22 protein-coding genes are annotated in these 20,854 nt (G+C 67.8%); 5 read left to right on the top strand and 17 right to left on the bottom strand.

What is annotated here, in order from left to right; all coding sequences use genetic code 11:
* Positions 1–69: 69 nt before the first annotated feature.
* From BLQ10_RS02095 to BLQ10_RS22600, 8 genes are all read right to left on the bottom strand, one after another.
* Positions 70–522, bottom strand: a complete 453-nt coding sequence (locus BLQ10_RS02095; protein WP_066434909.1) for a helix-turn-helix domain-containing protein — start codon at positions 520–522, stop codon at positions 70–72.
* A 139-nt stretch (positions 523–661) separates the two neighbouring features.
* Positions 662–1,204, bottom strand: a complete 543-nt coding sequence (locus BLQ10_RS02090) for a CinA family protein (protein ID WP_091557742.1) — start codon at positions 1,202–1,204, stop codon at positions 662–664.
* The gene (gene pgsA, locus BLQ10_RS02085; protein WP_091557739.1) at positions 1,201–1,839 is read right to left on the bottom strand and encodes a CDP-diacylglycerol--glycerol-3-phosphate 3-phosphatidyltransferase; all 639 of its coding nucleotides are present in this window, start codon (positions 1,837–1,839) and stop codon (positions 1,201–1,203) included. Before pgsA ends, BLQ10_RS02090 begins: the two co-directional genes overlap by 4 nt.
* 25 nt (positions 1,840–1,864) lie before the next feature.
* Positions 1,865–4,831 carry an FtsK/SpoIIIE family DNA translocase gene (locus tag BLQ10_RS02080; RefSeq protein WP_091557736.1) on the bottom strand — a complete coding sequence of 989 codons (2,967 nt, stop codon included), beginning with the start codon at positions 4,829–4,831 and terminating at the stop codon, positions 1,865–1,867.
* Between the two features lie 172 nt (positions 4,832–5,003).
* Positions 5,004–6,695, bottom strand: a complete 1,692-nt coding sequence (locus BLQ10_RS02075; RefSeq protein WP_091557731.1) for a ribonuclease J — start codon at positions 6,693–6,695, stop codon at positions 5,004–5,006.
* Positions 6,696–6,755: 60 nt separating this feature from the next.
* Positions 6,756–7,664 (bottom strand): 4-hydroxy-tetrahydrodipicolinate synthase, encoded by a 909-nt coding sequence (gene dapA, locus BLQ10_RS02070; RefSeq protein WP_091557727.1) that lies wholly within the window; start codon positions 7,662–7,664, stop codon positions 6,756–6,758.
* Positions 7,665–7,768: 104 nt separating this feature from the next.
* Positions 7,769–8,533 (bottom strand): carbon-nitrogen hydrolase family protein, encoded by a 765-nt coding sequence (locus tag BLQ10_RS02065; protein WP_091557723.1) that lies wholly within the window; start codon positions 8,531–8,533, stop codon positions 7,769–7,771.
* A gap of 9 nt (positions 8,534–8,542) precedes the next feature.
* Positions 8,543–9,013 carry a hypothetical protein gene (locus BLQ10_RS22600; protein WP_254785348.1) on the bottom strand — a complete coding sequence of 157 codons (471 nt, stop codon included), beginning with the start codon at positions 9,011–9,013 and terminating at the stop codon, positions 8,543–8,545.
* 92 nt (positions 9,014–9,105) lie between these two features.
* On the opposite strand from BLQ10_RS22600, the gene BLQ10_RS02055 reads away from it, so the two are divergent.
* Positions 9,106–10,359, top strand: a complete 1,254-nt coding sequence (locus BLQ10_RS02055; RefSeq protein ID WP_091557719.1) for a heparan-alpha-glucosaminide N-acetyltransferase domain-containing protein — start codon at positions 9,106–9,108, stop codon at positions 10,357–10,359.
* Positions 10,360–10,365: 6 nt separating this feature from the next.
* On the opposite strand, the gene BLQ10_RS02050 is transcribed toward BLQ10_RS02055, so the two are convergent.
* On the bottom strand, positions 10,366–10,848 hold the full coding sequence (locus tag BLQ10_RS02050; protein ID WP_091557716.1) for a hypothetical protein: 483 nt from the start codon (positions 10,846–10,848) through the stop codon (positions 10,366–10,368).
* A 5-nt stretch (positions 10,849–10,853) separates the two neighbouring features.
* Entirely contained in the window at positions 10,854–11,612 is a 759-nt protein-coding gene (dapB, locus tag BLQ10_RS02045) for a 4-hydroxy-tetrahydrodipicolinate reductase (protein WP_091557713.1), read from the bottom strand.
* 204 nt (positions 11,613–11,816) lie between these two features.
* Here dapB and BLQ10_RS02040 point away from each other — a divergent pair, with 204 nt between their 5' ends.
* Positions 11,817–12,020: a helix-turn-helix domain-containing protein gene (locus tag BLQ10_RS02040; RefSeq protein ID WP_091557709.1), complete on the top strand. Its 204-nt coding sequence runs from the start codon at positions 11,817–11,819 to the stop codon at positions 12,018–12,020.
* A 9-nt stretch (positions 12,021–12,029) separates the two neighbouring features.
* On the top strand, positions 12,030–12,488 hold the full coding sequence (locus BLQ10_RS02035) for a Clp protease N-terminal domain-containing protein (RefSeq protein ID WP_091557703.1): 459 nt from the start codon (positions 12,030–12,032) through the stop codon (positions 12,486–12,488).
* A gap of 19 nt (positions 12,489–12,507) precedes the next feature.
* Here the strand turns inward: BLQ10_RS02035 and BLQ10_RS02030 are convergent, their stop codons facing one another.
* The 7 genes from BLQ10_RS02030 to BLQ10_RS02000 are packed head-to-tail and all read right to left on the bottom strand — an operon-like array spanning position 12,508 to position 19,222.
* The gene (locus tag BLQ10_RS02030; RefSeq protein WP_091557699.1) at positions 12,508–13,017 is read right to left on the bottom strand and encodes a molybdenum cofactor biosynthesis protein MoaE; all 510 of its coding nucleotides are present in this window, start codon (positions 13,015–13,017) and stop codon (positions 12,508–12,510) included.
* Positions 13,007–13,519, bottom strand: coding sequence for a MogA/MoaB family molybdenum cofactor biosynthesis protein (locus tag BLQ10_RS02025; RefSeq protein WP_091557696.1), 513 nt, complete (start codon positions 13,517–13,519; stop codon positions 13,007–13,009). Before BLQ10_RS02025 ends, BLQ10_RS02030 begins: the two co-directional genes overlap by 11 nt.
* The gene (gene moaC / locus BLQ10_RS02020; protein WP_302847272.1) at positions 13,516–14,043 is read right to left on the bottom strand and encodes a cyclic pyranopterin monophosphate synthase MoaC; all 528 of its coding nucleotides are present in this window, start codon (positions 14,041–14,043) and stop codon (positions 13,516–13,518) included. The genes BLQ10_RS02025 and moaC overlap by 4 nt, the downstream gene beginning before the upstream one ends.
* On the bottom strand, positions 14,040–15,263 hold the full coding sequence (gene glp / locus BLQ10_RS02015) for a molybdopterin molybdotransferase MoeA (RefSeq protein ID WP_091557692.1): 1,224 nt from the start codon (positions 15,261–15,263) through the stop codon (positions 14,040–14,042). Before glp ends, moaC begins: the two co-directional genes overlap by 4 nt.
* A 26-nt stretch (positions 15,264–15,289) precedes the next feature.
* Positions 15,290–17,104: a molybdopterin-dependent oxidoreductase gene (locus tag BLQ10_RS02010; protein WP_254785347.1), complete on the bottom strand. Its 1,815-nt coding sequence runs from the start codon at positions 17,102–17,104 to the stop codon at positions 15,290–15,292.
* A 35-nt stretch (positions 17,105–17,139) separates the two neighbouring features.
* Complete coding sequence (locus tag BLQ10_RS02005; RefSeq protein ID WP_091557685.1) at positions 17,140–18,492, bottom strand: sensor histidine kinase; 1,353 nt, start codon at positions 18,490–18,492, stop codon at positions 17,140–17,142.
* Complete coding sequence (locus BLQ10_RS02000; protein ID WP_091557957.1) at positions 18,479–19,222, bottom strand: response regulator transcription factor; 744 nt, start codon at positions 19,220–19,222, stop codon at positions 18,479–18,481. The genes BLQ10_RS02005 and BLQ10_RS02000 overlap by 14 nt, the downstream gene beginning before the upstream one ends.
* Positions 19,223–19,354: 132 nt before the next feature.
* On the opposite strand from BLQ10_RS02000, the gene moaA reads away from it, so the two are divergent.
* Together moaA and BLQ10_RS01990 are read left to right on the top strand one after the other, a co-directional pair.
* Positions 19,355–20,512 carry a GTP 3',8-cyclase MoaA gene (moaA, locus tag BLQ10_RS01995; protein ID WP_175558435.1) on the top strand — a complete coding sequence of 386 codons (1,158 nt, stop codon included), beginning with the start codon at positions 19,355–19,357 and terminating at the stop codon, positions 20,510–20,512.
* 7 nt (positions 20,513–20,519) lie between these two features.
* Complete coding sequence (locus BLQ10_RS01990; protein ID WP_091557680.1) at positions 20,520–20,786, top strand: MoaD/ThiS family protein; 267 nt, start codon at positions 20,520–20,522, stop codon at positions 20,784–20,786.
* Positions 20,787–20,854 lie beyond the last annotated feature (68 nt).

Raw genomic sequence — 20,854 nt, 5'->3', positions numbered from 1 at the left:
CGCGGAACACGTCAAAGGACCCCCGGCGTGAGCCGGAGGTCCTTTCTTGCGTCTTAGGTGAGTTGGCGTCTAGCGAGCTCCGGAAAGGAGGCCCTTCGCCAGCTCGTCGTTGAGGTCGGAGTTGAGCTCTCGGTCGAGGTCGCGGCCGTAGCGCTGCGCGAACTCCTGGGGGACGGTGTCCGGAACCGCGACGCCCTCGGCGACCGCAACGCGGTCGCTGACTTCGCGGAGCATGCTCGAGAGGGGAACATCGAGGGCCGAGCAGATCGAGGACAGCAACTCCGAGGAGGCTTCCTTCTGGCCGCGTTCCACTTCGCTCAGGTAGCCCAGGGAAACACGGGCACTGTGCGAGACTTCGCGGAGCGTACGGCCTTGGCGCTGGCGGACATCGCGCAGAACATCACCGATTTCGTGACGAAGTACAACCATCTTGCGCTCCTTCTGTTCGCTCTTGGCCTGATCGGCGAGGCCCACATCCTTCCAGCGGACAACGCCGTTTACGGATACGGGCTGCTTTACCATCTGTATCGCCTTGCTCCTCGTACTGTCGAGTCCGCCGGTGGGGGCGGACGCTGCTGATGACTTCATCCTAGGCGCCTCCCTTATTTGGAAGCGACACAATGTAACAACTATTCGGAATCAACTTTTGTTCCCGGCAACTTTACGCCCGGTAGCTTTCGGAAGATAGGGCTTCCAGCAGACGTTCCAGGGCGGCGCCGCACGCGAGTGCGCGGATCTCGGCGCGGCTCCCTTCAAAGGAATAGGGGTACGACGCCGATCCTTCCGCCGTGGCGATGCCGATAAAGACCGTGCCCACCGCTTTGCCGTCGTGCGGTTCGGGGCCGGCCACGCCGGTGGTGGACACGCCGATATCGGCGCCGCAGATGCGGCGGGCGCCGTCGGCCATGGCCGCGGCGACTTGGCCGTCCACGGAGCCGGCGGCGTCGAGCAGTTCGCCGGGGACGCCCAGGACGTCGGCCTTGACCTTGTTGGCGTAGGAAACCACACCGCCCTGCAGCATCCCGGAGGCACCGGGCGTGTCGGCCAGCATGGCGGTGACCATCCCGGCCGTGAGGGATTCGGCGGTGGCGGCTGTCATCCCGCGGCCGAGGGCGCCGGTGACGGCCTGCTCCGCCAGGCGGTGCAGGTTGGGGTGCAGCTTGGGATGAGGACTGGGGTGAAGGTTGGGCTCCGCATGGTTCATGGCTTGTTCTCCCTTACCCGTGCTTTCTCGGCCCTGATGCCGGCGGCCCGCAGCTTGAGGGCCTCAATGACGTATTCGCCGCCGGTCCACAGCGTGATGGCCAGCGCAGCCATCATCACGACGAACGCCACAACGCCCAGCCACGGGGCAATGGATGCCAGCGGAAGAATGTAGAGGAAGATGGCCAACGTCTGCACGACCGTCTTGAGCTTGCCGCCCCGCGAGGCCGGAATGACGCCGTAGCGGATAACGAAGAACCGCAGCGCGGTGATGCCCCACTCCCGGACCAGGATCAGGATGGTGACCCACCAGGGCAGTTCCTGGAGCAGCGAGAGCATGACCAGCGCGGAGCCGATCAGGAGCTTGTCGGCGATCGGGTCCGCAATCTTGCCAAAGTCGGTGACGAGGCCGCGGGACCGGGCGATGTCGCCGTCGAGCTTGTCAGTGTAGATGGCCACCGCGAAAACGAACGCGGCCGCCCAGCGCCAGATGCCGTTCTGGGCCTGCAGTCCCGGGGCGTCGAGGATAAGGAACCAGATGAAGAACGGCACCAGCACTATCCGCAGCATCGTCAGGATATTCGGCAGGTTCCAGATCCGCGAGGCGGATCCGGCGTTGGCTTCGGCGCTATTCACCTTCCTAGGCTACCGTCTTCGCACGCTACCGTCCGGTGAGCGACCAGGCGTCCTCGGAGCCGTCCTCGTCATTGGAGCCGCCGTCGGCGCCGTCGTGGTATTCGATCGCCTGGGTGCGGTTCTCCAGGTCGGCCGCCACAAGGTCCTCCGCGTAACCGCCCTGGGCGATGTTCGCGTTGGCGTTATCGCTCAGGGCCGCGGTCTGCGAGTCAGCGGCCACCGGGCCGTCCTGCCCCTTCATCGCGGCCAGCACGGCGGCGAGGTCGTCCGGCTTGACCAGCACGTCGCGGGCCTTGGAACCTTCGGAGGGTCCCACCACTCCCCTGGACTCGAGCAGGTCCATGAGGCGGCCGGCCTTCGCGAAGCCGACCCGGAGCTTGCGCTGCAGCATCGATGTGGAACCGAACTGGGTGGTGACCACGAGCTCGGTGGCCTGGAGCAGGACCTCGAGGTCGTCTCCGATGTCGTCGTCGATCTGCTTCTTCTGCGCCTCCGGCGCGACGTCGTCGCGGTAGACGGCCTGGAGCTGGCCCTTGACGTGCTCGACCACCTTGTGGATCTCGGATTCGGTGACCCAGGCGCCCTGGACACGCATCGCCTTGGAGGCTCCCATCGGCAGGAACAGGGCATCGCCCTGGCCGATGAGTTTTTCGGCGCCCGGCTGGTCCAGGACCACCCGGGAGTCGGTGACGGAGGAAGTGGCGAAGGCCATGCGGGAGGGCACGTTGGCCTTGATCAGGCCGGTCACGACGTCCACCGACGGGCGCTGGGTGGCCAGGACCAGGTGGATGCCGGCCGCGCGGGCCAGCTGGGTGATGCGGACAATCGAGTCTTCGACGTCGCGCGGGGCCACCATCATGAGGTCAGCGAGTTCGTCCACGATCACCAGCAGGTACGGGTACGGCTTGATGACACGCTTGGAATCGACCGGTGGGTGGACCTTGCCGGCCCGGACGGCCTTGTTGAAGTCGTCGATGTGCTTGAAGCCGTAATTGGCGAGGTCGTCATAGCGGGCGTCCATTTCCCGGACCACCCACTGCAGGGCCTCGGCCGCCTTTTTCGGGTTGGTGATGATCGGCGTGATGAGGTGCGGGACCCCTTCATAGGCCGTGAGTTCCACACGCTTGGGGTCCACCATGACCATGCGGACCTCGTCCGGAGTGGCCCGCATCAGGATCGAGGTGATCATCGAGTTCACGAACGAGGACTTACCGGCTCCGGTGGCACCGGCCACGAGCAAGTGGGGCATCTTGGCCAGGTTGGCCACGACGTAGCCGCCCTCGACGTCCTTGCCGACCCCCATGACCATGGGGTGGTCGGTGCGGCGGGCGTTCTGGCTGCGGAGCACGTCGCCCAGGGACACGGTTTCGCGGTCCGTGTTCGGGATTTCGATGCCGATGGCGGACTTGCCCGGGATGGGACTCAGGATGCGTACATCCGAGCTGGCGACCGCATAGGAGATGTTCTTGGACAGGGCGGTGACCCTCTCCACCTTAGTGCCCGGGGACAGTTCGATTTCGTAGCGGGTCACGGTGGGGCCACGGCTGAAGCCGGTGACCTGGGCGTCCACGTTGAACTGGTTGAGCGTCTCGGTGAGCGAGGCGACAATCGCGTCGTTGGCCTCGGTGCGTTCCTTGGGGATGGAACCGGGCGTCAACACGTCCGACGCCGGCAGAGTGTAGGTGACGTCGCCGGCCAGGGAGAGCTGCTCCGTGCGCTGCGGAATCGGGGTGGGCAGCGGTGCCGGCGCCACCGGGTTGGACGGGACCTTGGCGGCGGCCGCGGCGGCGGCGGGATCGAGCGATCCTGCGGCCACCATCCCCGGAGTCACCAGCGGGATGGCCTCGGTGGCGTTCTCGGCAGCGGACCCCGCGGCACCGGCGGATCCGGCCGTGCCCAGGCCCTGGGCGGCCTTGATCTTTTCGACGGCGATCTCGGCCTGGGTGGGACGGCGTACGCCGGGCGCGACATCGGGCGCGACGCCAGAGCGCGCCTTGGTGCCCTTCGCACCCTTGGCGGCACGCGCCTCGTCGGCTGCTTCCTCATCTGCGATGAGCGCGCGCTCGAAGGCTTCGTCGCCGACGTAGCCTTCTTCCAGGCCGGACTCGTCGTCGTGGTCCTTGCCGAAGAGGCGCTTGCGCTTCTTCTTGGGCGGGGCCGCGGCGTCGTTCTCGTACAGGTAGCTCCGGTCGTGGCGGTCCCCGGCGTCGTCATCCTGCAGGTCGATGCCCATCAGGTGCTCGTACGCGTCCCGCAGGCGGCCGGGAATAGCGCCGAAGGGCGTCGCGGTGACGATCAGCAGCGAGGTGAAGGCCAGCAGGCCATACACCGCCACGGGGACGGCGGTGTGCAGGGCAGCCAGCGGGGCCGCGGCGAGGTACCCGAGCATGCCGCCAGCCCTGCGCAGGCCGTCGAAGCCGTCGGCGACCGTCGGCTGGCCGCCGATGATGTGGGCCAGCCCGGTTCCGGCGAACGTCATGATGAGGAAGCCGATGCCGATCCGGTTGTTGCCGCGGCCGTCGTCGGGTTGGCGGAACAGGCGGAACGCGCACACGAACAGCATGAGCGGCAGCAGCAGGGACATCCAGCCGAAAGTGCCATTGACGATCGCAAAGATGAGGTCGGGGAACCAGCCCCGGAACCCCCACCACGCGAAGGTGGCAACGAAGACTCCCAGAGCCAGGTTGAACAGGGCGGCACCGTCGCGGCGGTCCTCCGGAGCGAGGTCGCTGACGTCGTGGCCGACCCGCCTGATGCCGGCGCCGATCACGTGGGCAACGCCCAGCCATGCACCGGCCAGCACCCGCACGGCCCAGGGCTGGTGCGGCTCAACTACGGCCAACTGCCGGGTCCGCGCGGTGGCTGCGGTTCTACCTGCGGTGCCCCGCGGCCGGGCGGATTTGGATGCGGCGGGACTGGACCCCCGGCCGGGAGAACTGCCTGATTTGCCGCTTGAGTTTCCTCTAGGCGCGGAAGAAGTACGAGTCGCCATACCCGCCACGCTACCGGATGCCGGGCCGAAAACGCCGAATTTCCGGGGCGTCCGGGATCATGTTGCCGCCAGCGCCAACGCAAAAACGGCCTCCCCCGCCTCCCGCGGCGCTCAGGCTGCGGTTGGCCGGGAAGGCCGTTTCCCAGGCATGCGCCCGGTACGTGTGAAGGACTTACGCTTCCAGAACCACCGGGATGATCATGGGCTTGCGGCGCAGCTTGCGGTTGACCCATGTGCCCACGACCCGGCGGACGACCTGCTGCAGCTGGTGCGTCGTGTGGTCCGTGCGGTTCAGCACGGCCTCTTCGAGGGCCTCGTTGATCTTGGGGATGATCTCGTCGAAGACGGAATCGTCCTCCGCCACGCCGCGGGCGTGGATCTCCGGCCCGGACACCACCTTGCCGGTGGCGCGGTGGATGACGGTGATGATGGAGATGAAGCCCTCGTCGCCGAGAGTCTGGCGGTCCTTGAGGTCAGCTTCTGTGACTTCGCCAACGCTGGAGCCGTCGACGTAGACGAATCCGACCTCCACCTGGCCCACGATGTCGGCCTGGTGATCGCGGAGGTCGATCACGGTGCCGTTGTCAGCGAGCAGGATGCTTTCCTCCGGCACGCCGGACTCGAGGGCGATCTTGCCGTTGGCGATGAGGTGGCGGGTTTCGCCGTGCACCGGCATGGCGTTGAGCGGCTCAAGGATGTTGTAGCAGTACAGCAGCTCACCGGCGGCAGCGTGGCCGGAGACGTGCACCTTGGCGTTGCCCTTGTGGATGACGTCGGCGCCGAGCTTCAGCAGCCCGTTGATGATGCGGAAGACGGCGTTTTCGTTGCCCGGGATAAGGCTCGAGGCAAGGATGACGGTGTCGCCGTCGCCGACGACGACGCGGTGGTCGCCGTTGGCCATGCGGGACAGGGCCGCCATGGGCTCACCCTGGGAGCCGGTGGACATCAGCACAACCCGGTTGTCCGGCAGGTTGTCGATGTTCTTGATGTCGACCAGGATCCCGGCCGGCACCTCGAGGTAGCCCAGCTTCGCGGCGATGGCCATGTTGCGGACCATGGAGCGGCCCACAAAGGCAACCTTGCGGTTGTGGTTGGCGGCGGCATCGAGGACCTGCTGGACGCGGTGCACGTGGGAGGAAAAGGAGGCGACGATGATGCGCTTGGAGGCCTGCCCGAACAGCCGGTCCAGGGTGGGTCCGATTTCCTTCTCGGCGGTGGTGAAGCCCGGGACGTCGGCGTTGGTCGAATCCGACATGAACAGGTCCACGCCCTCTTCGCCCAGCTTGGCGAAGTGCCGGAGATCGGTGATGCGGCCGTCCAGCGGCAGCTGGTCCATCTTGAAGTCACCGGTATGCAGGACGGTGCCGCCCGCGGTGCGGATGAACACGGCCAGGGCGTCCGGGATGGAGTGGTTGACGGCGACGAACTCGCATTCGAAGGGCCCGAACTTCTCGACCTGGCCCTCGACGACGATCTTCGTGTTCGGCTTGATCCGGTGTTCCTGCAGCTTGGCCTCGATGAGGGCCAGCGTGAGCTGTGAACCGACAATGGGAATGTCGGCGCGCAGGCGCAGGAGGTAGGGGACGGCGCCGATGTGGTCTTCGTGACCGTGGGTCAGGACGACGGCGACGATGTCCTGGAGACGGTTCTCGATGTAGGAGAAGTCCGGCAGGATGAGGTCGACGCCGGGCTGGGTCTCCTCGGGGAAGAGCACGCCGCAGTCAACGATGAGGAGCTTGCCCTCGATCTCGAAAACGGTCATGTTGCGGCCGATTTCCCCGAGTCCGCCGAGCGGCACGATCCGCAGGGTGTTCTTCGGGAGGCGGGGCGGCGTGACAAGGCCGGGAAGGGCGGTTTGGGTCATAGTGCACTACTTTCCAGGCGGAGGTCGGGCTGGTTCTTAACGATCAGGAATGTCTCCCGATCAGGAAAAGACCATCCCCGCTTCCGCCAAATCCTCGCGGATGGTTGCGATCTCGGCCTCGCCCGGCTCCACGAGGGGCAAACGGACAACCGAGTTGGGCAGGACTCCCTGCCACTTAAGAACCTGCTTGGCAGCGACAGCACCCTGAATGTGGGTCATCACTGCGCGGACCACGGGGTCCAGTTCGAAATGTAGGGTGCGGGCGGTAGCAAAATCGCCTGCAAGTGCGGCATCGATCAGCGCACGGAATTGCCGCGTCGCGACGTGCGCGGAAACGCTGACCAGGCCGACGGCACCGGCGGCCATCCACGGCAGAGTGAGGCCGTCATCGCCGGAGTAGACATCAAGATCGGTGTTTGCCAGAACGCGCGTGATGGCGGCGAAATCTGCCTTCGCATCCTTCAAGGCAACGATGTTGGGGTGGTCGGCGAGCCGGATCATGGTCTCCGGTTCGATGGGCACGCCGGCGCGGCCGGGGATGTCGTACACCATGACGGGGAGGTCGGCGGCGTCGGCCACGGCCTCGACGTGCGCCTGAATGCCGGCCTGGCTTGGCTTGTTGTAATACGGCGTGACGATCAGCTGGCCGTGCGCTCCGACCTTCGCGGCGCGCTTGGCCATCTCGATCGAGTGCGAGGTGTGGTTGGTCCCGGTTCCGGCGATGACTTTGGCGCGGTCGCCCACGGCCTCGACGATGACGCGGAACAGCTTCTCTTTTTCGTCGTCTTCCAGCGTGGAGGTCTCCCCCGTGGTGCCGGAGATGACGAGGGCATCGTTGCCGTCGTCGACGAGCTTGCTCGCCAGTTCCGCTGACTGCTGGTAGTCGACCTCACCGTCCGTTGTGAAAGGTGTGACCATGGCAGTCACGAGGGTCCCGAACGTGTAAGAGCGAATATCAGAGTCAGCCATATGAAAAACGTTACCTTGTCCGCGGCATGTTAGGACAATGGCGGCGGTGTGACGAACGTCAAACTCGCCCGTCCACACGTCACGTTTCCGCCGTCCGGCCAGACTCAGGTCCGCCGAAACCGCGCCAGGACGCTGTACTGGAGGCTCGCGGTCAACACCTCGGCGCCGGTGCCGGCCGCCTGCCGGAACGGAAGCCCGTCAGGGCCCCAGAAACCGCTCAGTCCACAGGAGGCGCCGAGTGGCGTGGCACCTGCCAGGTTCGCCAGGACGGAGAACATCCGGTTGTCCATGGCGCGGGCGCCAAGGTGCAGCCCCAGCCGGTGGTCCTCCCCGGCGGTGTAGAGAGCCGAGACGGCATAGATGTCCGCGCCGGCTTCCGCGGCCCATTCCGCGTGGCCGGGGCGGGCGGCGTCGAAACAGATTGCCAGGGCGACCTTCCAGCCGTCGATCTCAAGGACGGCGGGGTGGTCGCCGGCCACGAAGAGACTTTGCTCCGAACCGTGCAGGTGCGTCTTGAAGCTGGTCTCGATGATGCCGGCAGGGTGGACTGCGAGGGAGGCCAGCCGCGGCGTGCCGTCCTCCTCCTTGAACGCAGCTCCGACCACGGCGGTTATTCCGGTGCGGCGGCAGATTTCCCGGATGCCGTCCAGCCGCCCGTCAGCCGCACTCAGCCACTCCCCCGGCCCCTCCAGCAGGTCCAGCCGGTACCCCGTCAGAGAGAGTTCGGGAAAGATGACCAGCCGGGCTCCGTGCGACTCGGCGTCTTCGATCAGCCGGATGTGTTCGGGCACATTGGCGGCAACGCCGCCATCCAGGGCCTCGTATTGGACAGCGGACAGCGTCAGCGCGGTGATTGAGCCAGTAGTCACTCTGCCATCCTAGGCACCTCGTCTTTCGCCGGAGGGCGCCGATGGCGACGAGCAATAACGCCCGACAGCGGTTTCGCGAAGGGCCTCCGCCCAGACGGCAAGACGCTGGGCCGCCCGCACATAGTGGAACAACTCTGTTGGAGTGAGGGCGTCGAGGTCCGTCTCGGCCAGCCGCCGGGCCAGCTCCGCTCCGGGCGGCTGCACAGCCAGCACCGGGCCTTCCTTGCTCCATTGGACGTCCTCGGCCGGCTCCCCGGCGACCAGGCGCCGGAAGAGGAAGTCCACGACGCCCGGGCTCATGGCCTTGAGGACGCCGGCCCCCGCCTCGCCGCCGTCCGCCCGTCCGCCGGGCGGGGTGCTGGCCCGATCAGGGCCTGAAGGATCCGGGCCCGGAGATTGCCGGCCTGCAAGTTCCCGGCTTGTGAATTCCCGGCCTGTGAATTCCGGATTCAGGAAGGCGGGCTCTGAGGCGTTGTTCATGGGCTCATCGTATTCGAACATATATTCGAATACAAGGCTTGTTCGTAGAAGGACTGGCGCTGCGGCCGGGCCGAACATGAGACGATTCGGTGATGACCGCGCGCGGAACGACCACTGCTTCCCGGACCGTCACGGGCACCCCCTCCGGCACCCGGCTGGCCGGCATTGACGCCGCACGCGGGCTGGCGTTGCTGGCCATGATGGCCACGCACGTGCTGGCGACCTTTGAGTCGGACCCGCAACTCACCCCCACCTGGATCGGGCTTGCGTTTTCCGGACGGGCGGCCGCCCTGTTCGCCGTGCTGGCCGGAGTCGGCCTCGGCTTGTCCACGGGGAAGCAGCAGCCGCTCCAGGGTCCCGAACTCTGGGCGGCCCGCCGGGGCATCGCCCTACGGGCGCTCGTGATCGGCGCCGTCGGGCTCTCCCTGGGCGGTCTGGAAGTCAACATCGCCATAATTCTGGTCCACTACGCTCTCCTGTTCCTGTGCGTGCTGCCCTTCGTTGGGCTCGGGGGGAAACGCCTGCTCATGCTGGCCGCCGCCTGGATCCTGGCATCGCCAGTCCTGGCCTACCTGCTGCGGCCCTGGCTGCTGTCCGCCGATCCGCCCCTGCGGCTGGGGCATAATCCGAGCTGGGAGGACCTGGCCACACCGGCAAGACTGCTTGGCGACTCCTTCCTCACGGGCTACTACCCCGTGCTGCAGTGGATCGCCTATCTCCTGGTGGGGCTTGCGATCGGCCGGATGGCCCTGGCGAAGGCAGCCGTGCCGTTCCTGCTGCTGGCTGCCGGAACGGTGGTGGCTGTCTTCTCCAAGTGGCTGGGGACAGTCACGATGGAGGACTGGGGCGGCAGGCAGTCGCTGGAGGCGCAGATCGGCGATCCCGCCTACCCGCTGGCGAGTCTGCTGCAGGTCAACCTTGCCGGCGTCGATCAGTCAGGCTCAGTGTGGTGGCTTGCCACCAGTGCACCGCACGCCGGCACCACGCTGGATCTGTTGCACACTTCGGGAACTGCCGCCGCCGTGATTGGCGTGTGTCTGCTTCTGGGCCGGCTGGGCAACTGGGTGGAACTTGACCTGCTGCTCCCGCTGCGCGGAGCCGGGGCCATGACGTTGAGCCTCTACACTGCCCATCTGTGCATCATGGGGGCCCTGCACGATCAGCCGCTGCTGCGCGGCTGGACCGTGGAGGGTGTGTACTGGGCGCAGGCCCTTGGGGTGCTGGCGACTGGCGCGGTCTTCGCGGCACTGGCGTGGCGCGGGCCGCTGGAGTGGGTGACCCATGCGGCCAACCAGGTGGGCAGCTACCGGCCGGCTCAAGTCCGCCAGCCTTCCCGCTTCCGCTAAGTCCGGCTAGGGCTTCTGCACCCCGGTGCGGAACATACGCACGGCGTCGCGCATGGAGGCGCGGGCCCGTTTGCGGTCTCCGGCGGCATCGTAGGCACAGCTGAGCCGGAACCAGGAACGCCAGTCCCCGGGGGCGGCTTCCGCCTCGGCGCGGTACTTCTCAAATTCGAGGTCGGCGGCTTCGCGAATGATCCGGCCGGCGGGCGTGCGCGGCAGCGTGTCCTCCGGCAGGCCCCCCTCGGCTTCGAGGATCTTCGCCAAACGCTCCGTGCGTGCCCCAAACAGGAGTTCCCGGATCAGGGCCCACGCGCCGATGACCGGCAGCACCAGGTAAGCGACGCCGATCGCCTTCGCCACGACGTTGGGGTCCGACATCAGGAGTACGGAACGTTGGAGGGACACCACCAGGTAGAACACGAGCAGCAGGGTGACGGCCCCCACCCAGATCTTGGTGCGGTTGGCTTTCAGTGCTGTCAAGGCAGCGGACATCTGGCTCAGAGCCCCAGGTCCAGGTAGCCGTCGAGGCCCACGGTGAGACCGGGGTGTGCGGCGACGTTGCGGATCCCCAGCAGCACTCCGGGCATGAAGGAGGCGCGGTCGAAGGAGTCGTGGCGGATGGTCAGCTGCTCCCCCGGCCCGCCCAACAGGACCTCCTGATGCGCGACTAGGCCGCTGAGCCGGACACTGTGGACCCGGATGCCGTCGACGTCGCTGCCGCGGGCGCCCGCGAGCTCCGTGGTGGTGGCATCCGGGCTCGAAGGCACGCCAGCGTCGGTGCGCTCGGCCGAGATCAGCTGCGCCGTGCGCACAGCCGTGCCGGAGGGCGCATCGACCTTGTCCGGGTGGTGCAGTTCAATGATTTCAACGGACTCGAAGTACTTGGACGCTTTGGCGGCGAAGGCGGAGGCCAGGACCGAGCCGAGGGCGAAGTTGGGGGCGATGAGGACGCCGACGCCGGGCCGTTCGGCGAGGAGTTCCTCCAGCCCCGCGAGCCGGTCGGCATCCCAGCCGGTGGTGCCGACCACGGCGTGCATGCCGTGCTCGACGGCGAAGCGGACGTTCGCCTCGGTGCTTTCGGGGACGGTCAGGTCCACCACGATCTGCGCGCCGGAGCCGACAAGCGCGTCGAGGGAGTCGTTGCGGCCAAGGGCCGCGACGAGGTTCAGGTCCGCGGCGGCGTCGATGGCCTTCACGGCCTCTGCGCCCATGCGCCCACTGGCACCCAGGACGGCGACTGAGAGTTGTTCGGTCATGCCATCAACCCTACCGCCGGGGCCGCTGCGTTCCGGAACCGGCGGCCGTGGGTTACAGGCCTGCCCGACCCGGACAGCTTGATGGCTATGCAGTGTGGGCAGCATTCTCCGATGCCGTGGACCCGCGGACTCGATGGTTCACACCGATCCCAGCCCGTCAGGCTGGATTGACGCGCTCTCACGTGTCAATCTAAACTGACAGACATGGAGACTGACGACCTGTCCGCGCATATTCATTCACTTGACCCCGCCGTCGGTCTGCGGGCGGTCGGCGCCCTTCATCGCCTGGCAGAACAGGTTGAGGCCGCACAGGTAAGAGCCGCTCGGGAACAGGGATGGACCTGGGAGCAGATCGGTGAGGCCTTGGGCGTCTCGCGGCAGTCCGTCCACGCAAAATACCGAGAGTGAGAACAAACGATGTTTGAACGACTTGCCGACGACACCCGAAAAATCGTTGGCTTTGCAATGGAAGAGGCCCGCTCCAGCGGTGACAAGCGGCTGGGCACGGATCATCTGCTGCTGGGGGCGCTTCACGATCCCGGTCCGGCCGGCATTTTTGGTGTCACGCTCGATCAGGCAAGGGCAGCGGCAACCGCGCTTGACCACACGGCACTCGCGTCAATCGGAATAGACGTCCAAGGCTTTGAACGCGTCTCCATGCCCAGCCGGGGAAAAAAGCCGCCCTTCAGCTCAGGTGCCCGGTCGGTCGTGGAAGGCATGCTCCGGTACGCCATTGACCAGAAGTCGCGACAGATCACCACCGCGAATCTTCTGCTGTCGCTGCTGGACCGCGAAGAACATGATCCGGCGGCCGCGCTCCTCAATGAACTGGGGGTCGACCGGGCCGAGGTCCGGCGCAGAGTCCTTTCCTCCTGACCGCGACCTGACTTACTGCCTACTCCCCTGCTCCGACCCACTCCACAGTGCCGTCGGCGAAGAACTGTTCCTTCCAGATCGGCACCTGGGCCTTGATCCGGTCCACGAGTTCGGCACAGACCTCGAAGGCCTGGCCGCGGTGGGCTGCGGAGACGGCGCAGACCAGGGCAGGGTCGCCGATCTCCAGCATGCCGATCCTGTGGGCCGCCCAGATCCGCACGGGCTGCTGTTCCTCGACGCCGCCGGCGCCGTCATCCGGGGATCCGTCGGGCGCCCGGTCGCCGGCCGGGACCGAGTGCTCCGCCACGAGCCCGGCGACGACGTCGGCCATCACCTGGTGCGCCGTCGGGTGGGCGCTGTAGCTGAGCCGGGAAACCTGCTTGCCGCCGTCGTGGTTGCGGACGACGCCGCTGAAGCTGACCACCGCTCCTGCGGTGTCCGACTCGACCGCAGCGATGGCCTGGTCCACCGAAATCGGCTCGGCGCTCAGCACGGCGTGCACGATTTCAAATCCAGTTTCAGTGCCCATGGCTGCCTTCCAGCTGGTCGCAAAGATGTCCAAGAATAGGATCAAGCACGCCCAGGCCGTCCATCACGCCCTTCGGGGATCCGGGGAGGTTCACGATGAACGTCTGTCCGGCCGCACCTGCGTGGCCCCGGCTGAGCATGGCCATCGGTGTCTTGGCCGCCCCGGCGGTCCGGATGCCCTCCATGATGCCCGGGATTTCACGGTCCAGCAGGGGCAGGGTCTGCTCAGGCGTCGCGTCCGTGGGGCTCAGTCCTGTGCCGCCGCTGGTGATGATGACCGCGGGCTGCTGGCTCAGCAGGGCCCTCAGCGCGGCCCCTACGGGTGCCCCGTCCGGCACCACCATGGCAGGAAAGGGCTCAAAACCGTGTTCGGTGAGCCAATCGATGATGACAGGACCCGTGAGGTCCTCATAGACACCGGCGGCCGCCCGGGTAGAGGCGATCACGACGCCGGCCCTCCGGCCGGTGGCTTCGCCGTGGCGGTGCGGTTCGGGCATGTTCATAGGGTCCAGTCCCCGCTCTTGCCGCCGCTTTTGGCGAGCACTTTGATATCTGTCAGGACCGCGTGCTTGTCCACGGCCTTGATCATGTCGTACACGCTTAGTGCCGCGACCGACGCCGCGGTGAGTGCTTCCATTTCTACGCCGGTGACGCCGCGGGTCTTGACCGTGGCAAACACCGTCACGAAGTCGGTGTCGAGCTCAAAGTCGATGGTGACCTTGGCGATGGGCAGCGGGTGGCACAGAGGGATCAGGTCCGGCGTCTTTTTGGCCGCCATGATCCCGGCGATACGGGCAACGGCCAGGGCGTCGCCTTTCGGGAGCTCGCCGCCGCCGAGGAGGGCAAGGACCTCGGCCGTGCTGCGGACGGTCGCGGTGGCGGTGGCCTCCCGCGTGGACTCTGCCTTGTTGGACACATCCACCATTTGAGCCGTGCCGTCGTGGCGGAGGTGGGTCAGGCGGGTGTGGTCCGCTGCGGTGTTGCCGGCTGGTGCGGCATCCGCTTCAGGGTTTTCTGCTTCATTCACAGGATCCATACTTCCACTTCGTCGCCCGCTGCGAGTGCCGCTGTCCCCTCGGGAATGTGGACCAGGGCGTTGGAGCGTGCCAGGGCGTGGACCAGGTGCGAGCCCGCGCCGCCCTCCAACCGGACGGTACCGTCCGGAGCCAGCGTGCCGCGCCGGACCTGGTGCTTGCCCGGCGGGGAGGTCAGCGGTTCGGCGAGGCGCGCGCGGACCGTGGGCCGGAGCGCCGGTGCGCCGAACAGCTCCGTGAGGACCGGGCGCAGGAACATCTCAAAGGACACGAGGCAGCTCACCGGATTACCGGGGAACCCCAGCACCGGGACACCGTCGAAGCTGCCGATCCCCTGCGGGCCGCCGGGCTGCATCGCCACGGCGCCGAACTCGACGTCGTGTCCGGCCATCGCCTGCCGGACCACCTCATAGGCACCCTTGCTGACCCCGCCGGTTGTGACGATCAGGTCCACGGCGGGGCCATGCCGGCGCAGCAACGCGGCGAGCTCATCCGGCTGGTCCGTGGAGACGCCGGTCCGTGTGACGCGGAGCCCGGCCAGGCGCATGGCGGACTCGAGCAGCGTGCCGTTGGAGTCAAAGATCTTGCCCGGCCCCAGCGGGTTGCCCGGTTCCACGACTTCATCGCCGGTGGTGACCAGGAGAACCCGGAGGCAGGGACGGACAGGCACATCCGTGTAGCCCATTGCCGCCAGCAGTCCCAGCTGGCCGGGGCCGAGAAAGGTCCCCGCACCGAGGGCGAGCTCGCCGGAACGGATGTCGCTGCCGGCGCCGCGCACAAACGTTCCGGCAGCCGCGGCCGGCAGATGGACCGTGGCGGGCTCCCCGGGCGCGGGGAAGGAATCGGGCACGGCCTGTTCAATGGGCACGACGGCGTCGGCCCCGGCCGGCATCATCGCGCCGGTCATGATCGGGGCGGCCGTTCCGGCGGCCAATTCTGCCGGCGCGGCACCGGCCGGGACGGGCGCGACGACGCGCAGTTCGGTGCCGCCGTCGGGCACATCGCCGCTGCGGATCGCGAAGCCGTCCATCTGCGAGTTAGCAAAGGGGGGAAGGTCCAGCGGCGCCAGGATATCGGCGGCGAGTCCCCGGCCCAAGGCTTCGAGCAGCGGAAGCTGTTCCACCCGTTCCTCGGTGCGGAGCGGGGCCAGCAGGGCGCGCACCTTGTCCCGGTGCGCTTGAACGCTGACGTGCCTTGTCTCGGTGCGGTGCATGCGTTTCCTGACCTTTGCTCGGCTCGCTAGGACTTCACCTCAACTCTAACCGTGTGGTAGCCAGTGGCTCCGTTGGGCGCGACCGGGGTGGACTCCTCGACCTGCGGCACACCGTCGAGGGCCGTGGCCCGGACCTGGACCTCATACCGTCCCGGCGTCAGCGCAAGCGCCAGCTTCCACTGGTACCACGTGTCCTTGGAGATCCCCGGGGCCAGCTCGGCCTGGCGCCAATCGCCGCCGTTGACCCGCACCTCCACCTTGCCGATGCCCGTGTGCTGCGCCCACGCGACGCCGCCGAACACCACGGGCCCCGCCGTCACGCCGCTGCCGTCGCGCGGCACGTCAATGCGGGACGATGTCTTGATGGGTCCGCGCTCGCTCCAGCCGCGCGGTGTCCAGTAGGCTACGTCGTCCGCGTAACGCGTCACTTTCAGCTCGGTGACCCATTTCGTGGCCGAGACGTAGCCGTACAGCCCGGGCACGATCAGCCGGACGGGGAATCCATGTTCCAGCGGGAGCGGTTCCCCGTTCATTCCCACCACCAGCAGGGCGTCGCGGCTGTCTGTGAGGGCCTCGAGCGGGGTCCCCGCCGTCCAGCCGTCCGTGCTGCGGGAAAGCACCATGTCCGCCCCGGCCTTGGGGCCGGCCATGGAGAGCAGTTCGCGCACCGGCCAGCCGAGCCAGCGGGCGTTGCCGATCAGGTCCCCGCCCACCTCGTTGGAGACACAGGCGATGGTCACGTGGCGTTCCGTCAGGGGTTTGGCCAGGAGAGTGGCGAAGTCGAGCTCGATTTCGCGTTCCACCAGACCCGTGACCTTCAGGGTCCATTCCTCCGGGTCCACCAGCGGGACGCGCAGGGCAGTGTCGATCCTGTAGAACTCCCTGTTCGGCGTCACGAGCGGGCTCAGGCCGTCCAGCCGGATCTCAGCTCCCGCCGGTACGGGCGGCGCCGGAGCGGCCGGCTTCGGGAGGACGAGCTTGCTGCGCACGTCACTGACGACGGCGGCCGCTCCCCTGAGCGTGGAGGCGAGCACACCGGCGACGGCGGCAACGGCTGCCGTCCCGCCCAGGGCCAGCAGGAAGCGGCGGCGGGCAGGCCCAGCGTCATCGACCGTGGCGTCCGCAGGCTGCACGCCCTCCGGCGAGGCGGGCTGCGAGGTGTCGGGGGCTTCCGGCGAGGCGGGCCGCGAGGTGTCGGGGGCTTCCGAGGCGGCAGGCTGCGAGGTGTCCGCGGCTTCCGACTGGGCGGTCTCCGGCGCCGGCGCGTCGCCCGCCACGGGTTGCCACTCCAACAGTTTCCGGATGAGCCACCGCAACAGCGCGATCCCCACCAGTGCCACGAGCACCGGGACGGGGATGGCGTTGGCGGTCAGGTCGGCCCGGCTCAGCACGGCCACGAGGCCTACCGCGCCGAACACCGCAATGAGAATCACGCCGGCGAAGCGGCGCCGCACTTCAAGGACACCGGACAGGGCCGCGAGTGCGGCGATGACCAGAACCATGCCCGCCAGAAGTGCCACCTTGTCTGCCGTGCCGAACACGGAGATAACCCACTCTTTGACGCCCGGCGGGACGGTGTCGATCACGGCCCCGCCCACGGCTGTCACGGGAGAAACCGTGGGGCTCACCAGGCTGGCAGCGAGCTCACCGAGCACCACCGCGGTCCCCACGGCCACCAGCCCGGCCCCGGCGGCCCACAGGTCGCGCCGTTGCTGACGGCGCTGTTGCCGGGTGTGCGGTTGCTGGGTGCGCTGTTGCCGGACGCGCGGTTGCCGGGTCCAGCCTCGCTGCCCCTGCGTGCGCCCTTGTTCTTGGTCCTTGCCAGCGAGTGTCTCGTCCATTTCCTTCCCCTGCCCGTCTAAGCCAACGCCGCTGCTCACTGTGACTGTCCTGCCCGGAGTTGTTCCTCCGCCGCGTCGCGCGGAATCCGGTCCTGTGCTCCCGCTGCTGTTGCTCCCTCGGCCGGAGCCTCCTGGCCAGAAGATCCCTGGCCAGGGAGCAGCAGCGAGAACCGGCATCCGCCGTCGACGTTTTCCACGGTGACGGTGCCCTGATGGGCGCTGACTATTCCGGCAACAATGCTCAGGCCTAGCCCGGCGCCGCTGTAGCGCATGGCGCCCGCCGGCTCAGGCGGCGCGGGCACGAGGTCGCCGTCGTTCGGGGCTCCGGCGTCCCGGCCGCCGTCTACCCCAGCGCCGTCCATCGCGGCTCTGTCGTCCCCGGCGGTCCAACGGCCGGGCTGTCTCCTCGCCGGGTCCTTCTGCCAGCCTGTCTCGAACACGTGCGGGAGGTCTGCCTCTGGGATCCCGCCGCAGCCGTCGGTGACCGCGACGACGGCCCGGTCCCCTTCCCGGCCCACTTCCACGGTGACACGGGAACCGGGCGCGCTGTGGACGATGGCGTTGAGCACCACATTCCGGATGGCGCGCCCCATCGAAGGGCCGTCGGCGAGGGCCAGGCTTTCCCGCCCGCCGCCGCCGTCGAGCGTAATGCCGTGCTGCTGCGCCAGTGGGGCGAGATCGGCAATGGCGTCGCTGGCGAGGTCGTACAGGTCCAGCGGTTCGGCCTTGAGCCGCATGGTCCCGGCGTGGATCTTCGACAGCTCCAGGAGGTCGTTGACCATGCCGGCCATGAGGTCGGTCTGGGCGATGATCTTGCGGTAATAGCCGGGAACGTCCGCCGCCATTCCGTCCTCCAGGGCCTCGGTCATGGCCCGCATGCTCGCCAGCGGCGTCCGGAGATCGTGGGAGATCCAGCTGACCAGTTCGCGGCGGGCGTTCTCGACGGCGGCTTCACGCTGCCGGGATGCCTCCAGCATTCGGCTGCTGGATTCAAGCTCCGCGGCGAGGGCGGCAAGTTCGTGGCTCATCACCGGGGACTGGATCCCGGGACTCTCGCCGCGGCCGATGCTCCGGGCGGCGTCGGCCAGCGCCTTGGCGTTCCGCGAGACCCTTGATCCCAGCACGAGGGCGATCGAAACTGCCACCACCGAGGCCACGGCCATGACGTACCACATGACCTCGAGGTCCCGTGCAGAAATAAACATGGCGTTGAAGGCGCTGACCATTCCGGCCGTCAGGACCGCCACGGCGGCGAGCACCACCACGCAGATCTGGACCGCGAACGATGCCCTGCGCAGCGATTTCAGGATGAGCAGTGACGCGGCCCCGATCAGGGCTCCCCACGCCACGGCCCATCCAATGATGGTCAGGAGTTCAGAGGTCTGCACCGGCGGACTCTTCCTCGTCGTTGGGGTCCAGCCGGTAGCCCACGCCCCAGACCGTTTTCAGGACGGAGGGCCGGGTGGGGTCGTCCTCGATCTTCTCCCGCAGCCTCCGCACGTGGACCGTCACCGTGGACAGGTCCCCGTAGTCCCAGCCCCAGACGGCCTTCATGAGTTCCTCACGGCTGAAGACCTGCCGGGGACGGCGGAGCATGAAGGCCAGCAGGTCGAACTCCCGGGCCGTCAGCGCCAGGGCCCTGCCATGGCGGGAGACGGTGCGTGCGGCCGGGCTGAGGTCGAAGCCGCCCACTTCGACGGAGGGCTCCGGGCTAAATTCGGGAACGCTCCGGCGCAGGACCGAGCGGACCCGCAGTACCAGCTCCCGGGGCGAGAACGGCTTGGTGACGTAGTCGTCCGCGCCGGCTTCCAGGCCCAGGATGCGATCGTCCTCCGTCCCCAGGGCCGTGAGCATGATGACCGGGACACTATGTGCCGCACGGAGCCGGCGGCAGACTTCCACGCCGTCCAGGCCCGGCAGCATCCGGTCCAGCAGCACCAGGTCCGGACGGCGTTCGGCCGCGAGGCGCAGGGCTGTGAACCCGTCGGCGGCGAGGACCACCTGGAATCCCGCCTGGACGAGGTAGTCGCGAACCACTCCGGCGATGGTCGGCTCGTCTTCGACCAGGAGGATGCGCCGGTGTTCCGTTCCGTCCGGGGCCGGCTGGGTGTTGTTCACGCTTCCAGCATAGGTTCGCGGCCACGCCGCGGGCAGGGTCCCGGATCCCCACAGGGCATCCTTCCCGAACACGTAATATCCGTGCCGTCATGCGGCTGTGACGTGGGCCGCGAGGTGGCGTAGCCTGACTCTATGACAGTTCAACTGGGTATGCCCCAGCCCCGAGTGGCAGGCAGTCCCGGAGCGGCCATGCCTCCTTCACCCGCACTGTCCGGTTCAGCCGCACTGTCCGGGCGCCCGGAGGGCCTGCCTGCCGGGCTGGTGGATCGCTACGGCCGCCGTGCCACCGACATGCGGCTCTCACTAACGGACAAATGCAACCTGCGCTGCACCTATTGCATGCCGGCCGAGGGCCTGGAGTGGTTGTCCAAGCAGGCGGTGATGTCCGCGGAGGAAATCGTCCGGATCGTGCGGATCGGCGTCGACATGCTCGGCGTGCGTGAACTGCGGCTGACCGGCGGCGAGCCGCTGGTGCGCGCGGACCTGCTGGAGATCATCGCCGCGCTCCGCCAGGCCCACCCCGGGCTGCCGATCTCGATGACCACCAACGGCGTCGGCCTGGACAAGAAGGCCGCCGGGCTCAAGGCCGCGGGACTCTCCAGGATCAACGTCTCGCTGGATTCCCTGCACGAGGAAACCTTTGCCCAGCTGACCCGCCGCCCCTTCCTGAACAAGGTCCTCGCCGGCGTCGACGCCGCCTGGGCTGCGGGCCTGGGCCCGGTCAAGCTCAACGCTGTACTCATGCGCGGGATCAACGACGCCGAGTCCCCGGCCCTGCTGGCCTGGGCACTGGATCGCGGCTATGAACTGCGGTTCATCGAGCAGATGCCGCTGGACGCGGACCACGGCTGGACCCGACGGAATATGATCACCGCCGCGGAGATCCGCGAACTGCTCTCCACCGACTATGTGCTCAGTTCCGACCCCCGGGAGCGCGACGGCGCGCCGGCGGAGCGGTTCGAGGTCCGTGCCCGGGTTCCCGGCACCGGACCGGCCACCGGGCCTGTGCTCGGAACCGTGGGCATCATCGCCTCCGTCACGGAGCCATTCTGCTCAGACTGCCGCCGAACGCGCATCACCGCCGAGGGCAAGATCATGAGCTGCCTGTTCTCGCGCGAGGAAGTGGACCTGCTGGGGCTCTTGCGCGAGGGCGCAAGCGACGAACAGCTCGCCGAACGCTGGCAGGACGCCATGTGGGTCAAACCCAAGGCCCACGGCATGGACCATGTGGGCCTCGGTGCCCCCGACTTCGTCCAGCCGGACCGCAGCATGAGCGCCATCGGAGGCTGATTTTTTCGTGAACGTACGCTACTTCGCTGCAGCGCGCGCTGCTGCCGGCGTGGATGAAGAACGCTACGACCTCGCCGACGGCGACACCCTCGCCTCGCTGCTGGAGGCGATCCTCGCCGTCGAACGCCCCGAACCGCCGGCCGGTACGCCGCCGCTGGCCCGCATCCTGTCCCGCTCCAGCTTCCTGCTCAACGAAGTTGCCGTGCGTGACCAGGCCGCGGCGCTCAAGCCGGCCGACGTCGTGGACGTGCTGCCGCCGTTCGCCGGCGGTTAACCCGAGCACGCCCGGGGCTTTCCGCGGCGCATTTCATGCGTAGTCCGGCCCGAATATGCGGGCCCGAG

The sequence above is a fragment of the Arthrobacter sp. ok362 genome (assembly GCF_900102785.1).
In the GTDB taxonomy this organism is placed as follows: domain Bacteria; phylum Actinomycetota; class Actinomycetes; order Actinomycetales; family Micrococcaceae; genus Arthrobacter.
This window is presented reverse-complemented; position numbering and strand designations above follow the sequence as displayed.